This window comes from Flavobacterium chilense, assembly GCF_001602525.1.
GTDB classification, from domain to species: Bacteria; Bacteroidota; Bacteroidia; order Flavobacteriales; family Flavobacteriaceae; genus Flavobacterium; species Flavobacterium chilense.
The window spans coordinates 245974-258493 of record NZ_LSYT01000008.1 but is presented as its reverse complement, the minus strand read 5'-3'; the positions used below and the strand labels follow the sequence as shown (position 1 = coordinate 258493).

The following is a 12520-nucleotide window of genomic DNA, read 5'->3' as shown; positions in this document are numbered from 1 at the left end:
AGAATCCCTGCTACTAGAATTATTGTAAGCCTATTAGAATAAGATTTTTCAATGGAACTTCTATTTTCCCACATTATTAATTTTTCTCTAAAAAAGAAAAGGTATAAAGCTAATAACAACACTAATAAGATTAGAAAAATGTAATCGTTCATAATTAATTATTTTTTAGATTGACCTGTTTTTGTATCTCTCATCATATCAAAAGATTTATCAACAGCTATTGTTTGTAGATTAAGAAGAGCTCCAGCTGTTGGCGCTCCTAAAGCTTTGAAAGCAGCACCTCCAACCTCAGGAATGGCAACCACTGCAACCTTTGTTGCAACTTTCTCTGCTGTTAAATTTCCATTATTAGCATCATTCGCTAAATCCATTACAGTTCCAGCAGTTGAAACATAACCACCATATGCTATTAAGCTTGCTCCCAATAGTGCCCCGACACCTGTAAGAACCATTAAACTTCCTGCAACTACTGCCACACTGCCGGAATTTGATGCAACAGACGATAATTGTGAAAGAGTACTTTTATTTTCTCCAACATATGTCCCTTGAGGAGTTGCAAACCCTTTTTCTATATTTATTCCACCTGCACCTAAATCTGTCACAGAACCATTTTCATTAAGTTGATATGAATAACCACTATTTCCATCAGGAGCTGTACCTGTAATAGAACCGCTTTTAAAAGAATCTGTAACATTTTGATATTTCGCTTCAGCATCTGCTCTTGAATGCACTGCTTCATCATACACTACCCGCTGTTGCCCATCGTGACCTACATAGCTAACCCAATCATCTGCCTGCATTCCATTTGGGTCAATAAAATAGACTGAATTATTAAGAGCATATGCAAATGGAGAAAAACGTCTTGATGTTTCTGCTTTTGGATCAACATTCATCCAACGCCCAAGTGCAGGATCATAATTTCTTGCTCCATAGTCGTAAACATTCAGGTTTAGCTCGTCTTGAAGCTCTTTGCCGTTGTACTTATACTTATACGCCCCTGCGAACCTGGCTCAGGCACACCTGAATAATATCACCACAGATATTATTGACGATTCAAAGAACTTTTTGCACCACGAAAGTAGATGTAATGTAATTAAAATCCTAGCTTCTGGAAAATAAAAAAACCTATCAATTGAATGATAGGTTTACATCGTAAAAATATTAAAACTTATTCACTAGCTTTGTTATCATAACATTACATAGATAAGTATGGAAAAGGAATTCAATCCTTCATCAGAAATCAAAAGCTTTTTATCAGACCGTAAAGACGAGCAATATTTAAAGAGACCTTCATTTATTATTTAAAAGATTATGCTGATAAACTTGTAGAAATTGCTCGTAAATGGAAATCTCAAAGTGATACAGAAATTACACCTCTGATACGTATTTTTAGGGATCTTGATATATTCAAAGCTGATCTTCCCGGTGAATTGCAGCACGATTACGACAAGAACAACAAGCGATATCTCGGCAAGTGGCGCATAGAAAAGGCTAAACTGGATTCCATCAAACACAGATTGCTAGTTGAATATGAGAAAAGACATGAATTTTGACAATATTAAAAGTCTTAATTTAAAATAATACAGATATGAAGAATCTCTTAATTTTTATTGGCGGATTTGCAGCTGGAATATTAGTAACATTTTTTGTTCTTTTTGCAATCAGCCGTGGTAGTAGTTCTACTTATTCGAAAAATGAAATTCAGGTTCAATATGTAGAGGTAAAAGGCAGGAAAGGAAAGGCAATGTAACATTACATACAGGTATGTCTAAAGATTCGGTACAATTACTAGTTGGAAAACCAGATCAGGTTGATTTAAATGAATTAGCCAATATTAATTACGAAACGTGGGGTTATAAATTAAAAAATGAATATATGTCAGATTTAGAAATAGAATTTGAAGATGGAAAATTAAACGGTGTACGGCAAAAGTGACAATATAAACCTTGAACTAATAGCTTCTTTTTGTTAATTTAGAACTTCTGGAAGGTATGGATTTATTTCATCGCCATAGCTGTCTATTCTTAATAATACACCCTGTTTATACTTTGTTCCAGAAACATCTTTATATGAGATACTAAAAATTATGTAATGATGACTTCCGAAATTTTCTATTAAAAAGTGAAGAAGATAGATTCCATCATCCTTTTTCAAATGATTTTGCTTCTGTGGTGCCCATGCAACTCGGTTAACGCCTTCCATTTCACTATGATCAACAGAAATTTCAAGTGCTGTATTAAAGACTCATTAGTAACTTCAATACTGTAAATCCTACTGTTTTCCTTTTCTTGAGGTGTAATTATATTTTCAGATATTTTATATTTTAAATCAGGTTTTATACTTTCCCGAAATCTCACACTTTCAATTTCAAAAAGTCTGTTTTGAGTAATTTGTACTTCTTTTTGAGATTTTAGCGTTTTGTAAAGATAATACGCAGTCAAAGTCGTAACTGCAACCATAAGCCAATCAGAAACTGTTCCCCATATTTCTGGATCAAATTGCCACATATTTTAGATTTTAAGTCAATGAGTTTAAATAAAAAAGGATGAGTAATTACCCATCCTCTGCATTTTAAAATAAATTTTGATTAAGGATAATCAAATCCAAACAATATTTTTATCACCATGTTATCTTTTAATGTAAATTCCATAAAATATCCTGGCATATTATACCTTTTCAAGAATGATGATTTATCATAATTATCTATCCGATACGTAATAATTAATTGATCTTTATCCTGCTTAGTTACATAACTATCACCTTTTATTTTAATCAATTTTTCTAAAGAGATACCTAGGCCTATTTTTGATTCTGTTTCAAAAATCTTATTATCAATGCTATAATTAAGATTTTGCATCAATTTTTTATCATTTTCAAAGTACCCAATTTCGAAGCAACTAAATTGATCTTTAGGATTACCTTCATAATGATAAGCCAATAAGTATTGTGACTTATCATTATTGCTAAAAACAGCAATCGGACTTTCTCTTAATTTCTCAATTGTAGAAATCATTTTATCTTTTGAATAAAATCGTTTTAAAGATTCACTATTTTCCAAAAACAAAAGATTATTTATTGTTGAATCAGGGCTAACTTCTTTCAACTCAATCTCGACTTTTGCATTTTTAGTCAATTTAGCCGAATCTGCCTGGGAAGCTATTATTGCGTTAATATTTACTTTAGCAGGTTTGGTTATAGTTGTCTGTAACTCACTTTTATCTTTGCATCCTAAAGTTAAAAGTGAAAATAGGCTTGCTATTATTATCATTTTATTATTCATTGACATTAGGTATTTTGGTTCCATTTCTTCCATTATTATTAGGATTATTTGTGATGTTTACTGTTGCCGGAATCGATTTGCTGTTTTGTAAAAAGCCTTGTACAGCAGCACTAAAAGCACTAAGCTGGGAAGAATTGCCACTTAGTCCAATACAACCTAAAGTTCCTTCGTTGTTTCCGTCTGGGTGAATTCTCAAATCACTTCTATTAGTACTAAATTGAGGATTTAAGTTAAAACTAAATCCCACACCATCACTATTCATTCCTTTATTGTAATCCCCGTTACCAGGGCTTCTATCGCGAAAATTACTTACTGTATAGTTGCCATTTTCTGGTGCCCCATTACCAAAACCACCAGCAACACCAGAAAATGAATCAAGTGCCATACTACTTCCATTATCAAAATCAACTTGAGTTGTTACAGTAACATCACCAATTTTATTGTTTCCTTCTCTCATAGAACCCGTAATACTTATACTATTTCCCGTTTGCTCTGAAATTAAGTCTGCACTGTCAGATGATCTTTCTTGACTTCGCAAAGAATTTATAGACAACATTGTATTATAATCTTTATTTTCATTTGAAAAACTTGAACTCGCTTTATTAAAAGCTGCTTCACTAACTTTAACATAAGTATCTGGACCTGCCGCTTTTACCCTTGCAATTTCTTTACTCTGACCCATTGATAAAACAATAATGTCACTTGGCCCCATTCCATCTGGGTCAGTAAATCTCATTGGATTATCGAAAGTATAGTTATAAGGCGACCATCTTCTCATTTTTTCCGCTAAAGGATCTATTGTCGTCCATCCTGCTCTTGACGGATCATAAAGTCGTGCACCATAATCATACATCCCAAGCCCTAACTCGTCTTGCAATTCCTTTCCATTGTACTTATACTTATTATCTATACCATTGATAGCTGTATTATAGCCTTTTTGCAATAATCCAAAAGCATAATAATTGTTTTCCTGAACAATTTCGCTATTGTTTACAGTACCATCATTGTCTTTATCCTGATAACTTAATCGAATATTGCCTAAATGATCTTTATACTGATAAATATAATTATAAATTCCGGCATTATAAACAACATAACCTTCTGGTTGCGAAAATTGTTTTAAAACATTGTTTTCATATATAAATGATCCTGCATAGTCTGTACTGCTTCCGGTGCTTACTGTTTTACGCTGTTTTACTCCGGCAGCATCATACACATAATTAATCGTACCGCCCCCTATGCTTACAGAGGTTGGAAGGTTTAAATGGTTGTAACTAATAGCGGTTATCCCCTTGTTGGCATCCGTTTTCATGTTTCCGTTAAAATCATACGAGTACTCAACCGGCAGGTTTGCTCCATCTTTAAAACCTTCGGTACTACCTGAAGAATCATTTACTTTATCAAGTTTGTTTCCTGTATAACTATAAGTCAGGATATCCATATAACCAAACTGAGTCGCATTTGGATCTCTGTGCCCCAGTCGTACCAAATTGGTAATGTTTCCGTTTTTGTCATAACTTAAAGATTCATTATATCTTCCGGCATTATTTACAGAACCATCTGTAGCCAGTGTTAATCTGTTTAAATCATCATAACTATAGGTGTAATTTTTTAAACTGTTATCAGTATTGGCACTTCTCCAAAAGGTCTGACTGATATTACCGTTATACAATGCCGTTCCTGCAGCAGGAGCATTATAATTGATCTGAAAAGCAAATAAATTAGTACCTAAGGTATTTATATTGTTAATATTTTTGAGCCAGCCTCGAATATTATACCCATAATCGATATTTTGTAAACGGGACTGTGTTGTTTTTCCACCCACTCCTTTGGCTATCAATTGCCCTAAATTATCGTATGTATTGCTTGCTATTGTTTCTTGTACCTGATTATTAATTGTTTGTTTTTGCGTTAGTAAACGACCTGTATGATCATACGAATTCACATCTACAATGGTTATTAAGGGATCTGTTCCTTTTTTATGCGTAGTGGTGGTTTCTAAAACCTTGCCGGCAAAATCAAGCTGGTTCTTTGCTGTAGTTGTGCTCGCTAAAAAATTATTTTTACTATAAGTAGAAATAATTCTGCCTTTAGCATCGTAATAACTCACATTAGTGGTCCAGTTTGTAGTACCTAAAATACGAACCTTAGTACATGTCGCCAGCCCTTTGGCATTAGCAGGAGCAACACCATAAGAGTCTGTTACAATTCCTCCATCCAGATCTATATTACTGTAATCATCATAATAATTGATAGTAAACAAATCGATTCCGGTTTTAGGAAAGGCATCGTTAGAATAATTTACAGGCGGAGTAAGAGTTGCTACAGAAGTTGCTTGTCTTGTTTCGAACAAAGTAGTACTGGTATTTGCCAGTCCCTGAACAAGGGCTCTTGTAGTTTCTGAGTTATTTACATATTCTCCGGTATATACGAGCCTGTTAAAGGCATCATATTTGGTAAAAATCCATTTGTTTGCTGCTCTTAGATTAGCATCCTGGGTTAATACTGGTCGGTCTAATTTATCATAAACAATATATTCCCATTCTTTACCTGGCAGTTTTTTTTCTATAAGCCTGTTTCGTTCATCATAGCGATAGCGATAACATAAATCGTTTAGTACTCCGTCATTAATCACACCATCAGCCTTTGGCGGTAAAACATAAGTTAGGTTGCCATAAATATCATAAATATAATACGTTTCATGAGAAGTATTAACCGGAGCATTATTTACCATCGAAACTCCATATGTTTTTTTAAGGATGATTCGCCCTTCTTTATCTTTAAACTCTTCTGTAGTATTATTGTTTCCGGCAGTCCAGTTTTCATTTTTGGTTATATTTTTAAATAACTGCCCTTCTCCATAATTGCCATTTGTGCTTGGGATTGTAGGCATAAAAACTCCATTTGCATCAAGCTGAACAGCAATAGTGTACAATTTTACAGCATCACTGTTGAGATTTGTCTGATAATCTGATTTTATTTCATGGCCAGAATTTAGAGCCCAGGCACTCCCGGGTGCTGTTTGTAATAAAATCCTGTTTAGTGGGGAGTTTTCAAATTTTTTCTCAGAAAACGGATTAGGGTTTGCACTGTTTATATCAGCAGCATAATTGGTACTATAATAATTGTTTGTGCTAACAGCAGCACCAGTTCTGTAAGAAGCAATACTTCCTGTGACAGCCTTATACGGGAGATAGTCTTTATCTTGTCTGCCAAGACCGTCATAACACACATGAGTGACAATGTCCTGTTTATCCGGAGATGCCTTAATGGCTATTTTTTGCATCAGTCTGCCCAATCCGTCAAAATAACTAATCGATTCGATAACATCTTTATTATTTGAAATCTCATTAATATTATTTAGCGGTGCCTGAAACGTTCTGCTAAACACGTAATTTTCGTCACTAAAAGTAAACGGAATATAAGCATCTGAGCTTATTTTGGCTGCAAAGGTACTACCCGCCTGTATAATGGTATTGGGCTGTAATATGATTTGTTGAGTAGCAACAAGGCTTTCGTTTCCTGTTACAATATAAGGGGTATCTATACTTCCTTTAACAATAGTTGCAGGGGCCTGGGCTATTACATTACCAGTGATAAAAACCAATAATAGCGTAATATGTTTTAAAATATTTTTCATCGTTGTATTAGTTTTTATAGTGGTATTGGTTTTCTGAAAGTAATTTGCCTTGTGCATCTTTTACAAATCGCAATCTTCCCAGACTATCATAAATATAAGTTATTTGATCTCCTTTAGGATCTGTTATGGTACTTACTCCTATTAACGGTATATGAGTGTAGGTCGTAATCATAGCATTTGGCAAAGAACTTCTTAATGCGTTTAAAGCATTTATTAGATCTGTTTCTGTACCTGTGTTAGACAGCCCCTGAAGGTTTGCAACATAGGAGGACACCTGACTGTAAGTTGCATTTTCAATTTTAGCAATAGGCTGACTTTTATAATATCCCCAAATAAATGATACTGGCGCTCCGTTTTCTAATGTATATTGCACAATATTGCCTTTGTCATCATATTGGTCCAGACTGATTTTTCTCTCTAGTTTCCCAATATTTGCCAGGTTAGGAAATGTATTTGGAAATTTAGCAGCATAAATAGCCTGCGGAACCAGTAAATTACTGGTGGCTGTACCTTGATCATAATTTGTTAACTGTTCTGAGATCTTGGTTCCGGCCTTATAAGACTGGGTAAGCAGTGGTACCCCTGTTATGTTTGTAGCAATTAAATCATTTATCATTGGCTGGCTTGCCATTTCCGGATCTTGTGCGTAATAATTTTTCGTTTCTATAGTTTCATTAGCTGAATTGGTTTTAGACTGACCTTTAAGATTACCCGTATCTAAATTATAAGTACTAATCGTTCTTTGCAGTAGTTCTTTTCCTGCGTAATAATTAGTCTCTTCTTGTTTTTCTAATGCATAGTTTTTTGATTCGTGCTTATAGTTTATTGTATTAAATAAAATATCTGTCCAAAAACAGGCTGATTTGTCAATAAGGGGCTTAGCCTGTACGGCATACACAAATCTGGGTGTAGTACGAACTTCTCCTCCCTGATAACTGTTGCTCTGAAAGGTCAAGGTAGTGTTTGCATTATCTTTTACTGTTTTGGTATCTAATAAGCCTGTCGTAAAATATGATTCTTCATCTAATAAAGAGTTTTGAACCTGACTACCATAATACGTAAATACAGTTTTACCATTAACCAGCGTACTCCCGTCAGAATCTATTTTTTCAACTGTTTTGTATAATACAGGGCTTCCTCTAAAATTAGACAAAGGGTATATACTCGTATAATTATAATAATCCATTCTTCCGTATCCGTTACAGCTTCCATATTTTGTTAAGTAACCAGAATAGAATTCCGGTTTTTGCAGCATTATTCCGGTGCTTTTAGCATCCTGAGTATAATTGTAAGTAGTCGTAATACATTGCCCATTGAAATCGCAATTTTTTACTTGCTGCACTCGTATTCCCCCCACGGTTTGATTAAAATTCTCTTCGGTTTGCAGGTAATTTGCAGAAATCCAGGCTGTAGATCCTGCACTTGACATTGCTTTTATACGATAGGTTCCCGGCACTGTAATAGTAACTTTTGGCGAAGGGGTTCCTGATGTAAAACTTGTTTTTTGCGGAATCCAGGTAAGCTCTTTGAGCCATTGCTGCTGAGCACTAAAAAGAGCATTAGAGTCACTGTCTCCATCTTTAACCAATAGTACTTTAGTATCTCTCTGATCATAATTTTGTGTCATACTTGTCTCATTGCCCAAACGATAAGAAATCGTTACTTCTGCAGGAACTTTAGTGATAACAAAAGTTTTCTCTACTGTTATTCCATCAGATGCAGATGTACTGGCTATCACAGAAGGGTTCGTTATTGCACCATCTGAGTCATAAGGAAAATTATAACCCCCAGCTGCCATATAAACTTTATTAGGCTCATAGTCAATTAGTGAATATCCCTTGGTTTGATATGTTATTTTTTTTAGGGCACCTATTTTTGTGGTCGCCAGATTTGGTTTTATACTAGGATTATCATACGGATTCGTAAGACCAACCGGATTAGCAGCTCTGGCATTAGGGTTGTAATATCCCCATAAATCTTTTTGTACATAATCGATTTCTGCTGACATTACCGGATATGGCAGGCTAAGATCATATTCCATTTGATTTATAACCTCGTTATTGTACTTAACATTTAGTAAATTAATTCTGCGTCCAACCCATGTCGAAAAAGTAAAATCATAGTTTTTAACAATATTGGCAGCATTATCAATTACTTTTAGACTGCTAATGACCCCAAGCGCAGGTTCAGTAGGGTTATTATTATACTGTAACTCAATACTGTAATTATTGGTAATTATTTTAGTGAGCTTTCGTACTGTTAAAGCAGTATAAGTTTTATTATTGCCAAGCGTATAACTTTGAACATTACCTAATGAGTTGGTATTTTTCATTAGTGTTTGACTCAAATTAAAGTCATTATAACTAGCAGGTGCACCATATTGAAATAAAATTTTGTTAGTAGTTCCCGGAAAATTAATCTCTGTTAATAAAAAAGAGGATTTGTAATCAACACTATTATCTGCTGTAATTTTGGAAGCATCAAGAGGAATATTAAAAATATATTTGATTCCTTTATCATCAGTTAATGTAAAACCAACTGTCGAGTTTCCGGTAACTTTATAGTTTTCGTTTTTTAAAAAAACAGGATTATTGTCTTTATCCAAATAAAAGCTGCAATTTAAATCTCCCACATTAACACTATATTTATCAGGCTCTCCATCTGTTATACCATCAGCAATACGTTTTAAAAGTGTAAACGTTTCTACAGAAGAGGAATTGTTGTATGGAGGAATACGTTTAACATAGGCATCAATCGTTCCTTTATCATATTCGTGGCCTTCATCGTTTAACCCATTAACGGTATGCTGAATAGAGCCTCCTATATTAAAATTCCAACCTAGTCCGCCATATCCCGGTGATTCATCTAACAATAAACCAGAATAATTATAAGATAAATTAATTGGCATTGTAAAAGAGCCTTCTTTAATTTCAAAGACTGGAATAGTATAGTTAATTCTTCCGGTAGAAATATCTATCGGAATTTCACCAGCTTTACTCAAAGCAGCCGCCTGAGGTGTTGTTACCGTAATATTAGGAATATAAGATTTATTCCCGTCTTCGGTCTGAGCTGTTACTGAGACAGAGTTTAATATCAGGAATAGAATAAATAAAAAAGAGCGTATAATTAATTTCATATCGATATGGATTTGATAAATAAATTTAAAAAAAAGAGTGGATCAATAGGGCTATTTTTCTGTTATCAAACTGAAATATAATACATTAGATTTTTGGGGATTGTTTAATCATTATATTATAAGTTAGCCCATTTTATTTTTGTAAGAATACTACAATAATAATATATATTTTTAGTATTTATTATGTTTTGGAAAATTAATATTAACAAAAATATTCTTTGTTGTTCATAATCTTAAGATTCCCATAGTATTGGAATACTTAGTCATATATTGAACAAGAAAAGAAAACTCAGAAAATTGAACTTTATTTAGTTTTTAGTTTTGAAAATTTTAGCCACAAAAAAAAGACCGTTCAATCGAACGGTCTTCTAATTTATTAAAACGGCTAATTTAAGCCATAAACAAAGCGCCTTTGTTGTAATTGTATAAAACCTTATCATAAGGAACAAACAACGAAGTTATCTTCTCTGAAGACTCATTGAACTGGATTCCGTTGTGTTTTCTAAACAAATAAATCTCCTTAAGGCAATTCGATAAACTCTGATGAATTGAGGTTGTAAAAGTGGGAAGCTGTTTATCGCCAACCAATAAATCTATTTGATAATTAGAACTACTTTTAGACAAATTGTTCCCTATAATTCTTATTGTAAATGTTGTCGATTTTCCGTGTTGTTCACCTTGATACTGTACTACCATAATTTTATTATTAAAAAGGTTAGAATATTTTTAATGCAATTTGATACTGCAAATTGATGAATTAAAGTTATGAAAAAAAAGCAAATTCTTAAAAAATACAATCTAAATTAAATATTATTTTTTTCTGATGATAAACAAAAAATCAGGGCGTAAAAAAACCGTAACGAATTACGGTTTTTAAACAATTAACTAAATATATTTAATCAATTTTTTTCAACGATTGTAAAATTCATTCATAAGCACGATTAATTTGGGGTAACAATTGTAGTTTCTTTTTCTGTATTATTTTCTAATAAAAACGGATTTCCGTTTTCATCCAGCATAGTCATATTTAAAGCGTCCAGTAAGATTAAGTCTCCGGAAACACTTCCTCTAAATTTATTATACGAAAGATTAAGTTCAGACAAATGATTAAGCTTTTCCAGCTCATTCGGAATTTCTCCTTCTAAATCATTATCAAACAAACTCAGGTTTTGCAAAGCATTAAGATGTAGTATTTCTTTGCTCAAATTACCCGATAATTGATTGTTGTTTAAGAGTAAAATGCGCAGCGTTTTAATCTTATAAATTGCGTTAGGCAAATGCCCGTCAATTTTATTATTAAATAACGAAAGTACTTCAAGCTTATTTAATTTGTTTATTTCTGAAGGCAATTCGCCAGATATTTTATTAGATGAAATATCTAAAAACTGAAGCTCTTTAAAAGTACAAAGTGTATTTCTTAATTGACCTTCAAGTTTATTTTTATGCAAATCCAGCTTCACTAAATGAATCAGACCAAAAAAATCAGTTGGTAACTCTCCCTGTAAATTATTATCTGCCAAATTGAGCCCGACTACTTTACCATTTTCAATTTCGACACCATACCAGGTGATTACTGATTGTGATAAGTCCCATTTTATTTTCCATTGCAATCCATTGGTCGCATGGTTAAGTTTTATTAGCGTATTTTTCTCCTGATCTGAAACAGTATCTGCAAAAATATTGAGAGAAAAAACAAGTGCTAAAAAAAGAGTTATAAGGCTTTTCATAAAAATTCAGTAGCTGCGTTTTCTGTTGCTAAAATTAGATAATTACCCGATAAAATACTCCTTGTGTCGACAAAGTGTTAATAAATATTTAAAACATAATACTTTTACTACTTTTTAATAATACGTACAGTATTGTTCTTTTTTGATTAATTTTGAGACAACTAATTATAAAAACCTAATATTATGCAAATTAACTATTTTACATTCCTTGTTGCTGCGATTGTAACATTGATCGTGGGCTTTGTCTGGTATCATCCAAAAGTTTTTGGAACGATCTGGATGAAAGAAAATAATTTCACACAGGAAGAACTCAGAAAAGGCAACATGCTCAAGATATTTGGGTTTACCTATCTTTTTGCTGTTATGATTGCGATGACTTTAGCATCTCTTACCATTCATCAATCCGGAGCTCTGGGAATGGTTGGCGGTCCGCTGCTCGTCGAAAGTGCAAAACCATCTTTCCATGCTTTTATGGCTGATTACGGAACGGCTTACCGAACTTTTAAACATGGCGCTTTGCATGGTTTCATGTCGGGTTTATTTTTTGCCTTTCCGGTTATTGGTATTAATGGCTTGTTTGAAAGAAAATCATGGAAATATATTTTTGTTCATGCCGGATTCTGGATGCTTACACTTGCTTTAATGGGCGGTATTATCTGTGCATTTGCATAAATTATAAATATTAAAACCCGTTTGAAATGCAAACTCAAACGGGTTTTTCTTAATAATAACTTAAA

At 33.4% G+C, this 12520-nt stretch carries 10 protein-coding genes; 3 read left to right on the top strand and 7 right to left on the bottom strand.

What is annotated here, in order from left to right; translation table 11 throughout:
- Positions 1 to 158: 158 nt before the first annotated feature.
- Positions 159 to 947 (bottom strand): RHS repeat-associated core domain-containing protein, encoded by a 789-nt coding sequence (locus tag A4F88_RS25775; protein ID WP_082815809.1) that lies wholly within the window; start codon positions 945 to 947, stop codon positions 159 to 161.
- Positions 948 to 1588: 641 nt separating this feature from the next.
- Between A4F88_RS25775 and A4F88_RS25500 the strand changes: the two genes are divergently transcribed.
- The gene (locus tag A4F88_RS25500) at positions 1589 to 1750 is read left to right on the top strand and encodes a hypothetical protein (RefSeq protein WP_156062671.1); all 162 of its coding nucleotides are present in this window, start codon (positions 1589 to 1591) and stop codon (positions 1748 to 1750) included.
- A 14-nt stretch (positions 1751 to 1764) separates the two neighbouring features.
- The gene (locus A4F88_RS25495; protein ID WP_156062670.1) at positions 1765 to 1935 is read left to right on the top strand and encodes a hypothetical protein; all 171 of its coding nucleotides are present in this window, start codon (positions 1765 to 1767) and stop codon (positions 1933 to 1935) included.
- Between the two features lie 215 nt (positions 1936 to 2150).
- Here A4F88_RS25495 and A4F88_RS18975 read toward each other — a convergent pair whose 3' ends face one another.
- From A4F88_RS18975 to A4F88_RS18950, 6 genes are all read right to left on the bottom strand, one after another.
- On the bottom strand, positions 2151 to 2507 hold the full coding sequence (locus A4F88_RS18975; protein WP_068844336.1) for a hypothetical protein: 357 nt from the start codon (positions 2505 to 2507) through the stop codon (positions 2151 to 2153).
- An 80-nt stretch (positions 2508 to 2587) separates the two neighbouring features.
- Positions 2588 to 3280, bottom strand: coding sequence for a hypothetical protein (locus A4F88_RS18970; protein ID WP_143155054.1), 693 nt, complete (start codon positions 3278 to 3280; stop codon positions 2588 to 2590).
- On the bottom strand, positions 3273 to 6920 hold the full coding sequence (locus A4F88_RS18965; RefSeq protein WP_162268803.1) for a DUF6443 domain-containing protein: 3648 nt from the start codon (positions 6918 to 6920) through the stop codon (positions 3273 to 3275). The genes A4F88_RS18970 and A4F88_RS18965 overlap by 8 nt, the downstream gene beginning before the upstream one ends.
- A 7-nt stretch (positions 6921 to 6927) precedes the next feature.
- Entirely contained in the window at positions 6928 to 10056 is a 3129-nt protein-coding gene (locus A4F88_RS18960) for a hypothetical protein (protein ID WP_068844333.1), read from the bottom strand.
- A gap of 390 nt (positions 10057 to 10446) precedes the next feature.
- Positions 10447 to 10752, bottom strand: coding sequence for a hypothetical protein (locus tag A4F88_RS18955; protein ID WP_068844332.1), 306 nt, complete (start codon positions 10750 to 10752; stop codon positions 10447 to 10449).
- A 245-nt stretch (positions 10753 to 10997) separates the two neighbouring features.
- Entirely contained in the window at positions 10998 to 11783 is a 786-nt protein-coding gene (locus A4F88_RS18950; RefSeq protein WP_068844331.1) for a leucine-rich repeat domain-containing protein, read from the bottom strand.
- A 183-nt stretch (positions 11784 to 11966) separates the two neighbouring features.
- Here A4F88_RS18950 and A4F88_RS18945 point away from each other — a divergent pair, with 183 nt between their 5' ends.
- Positions 11967 to 12455: a DUF1761 domain-containing protein gene (locus A4F88_RS18945; RefSeq protein ID WP_068844330.1), complete on the top strand. Its 489-nt coding sequence runs from the start codon at positions 11967 to 11969 to the stop codon at positions 12453 to 12455.
- The last annotated feature ends 65 nt before the right edge of the window (positions 12456 to 12520 follow it).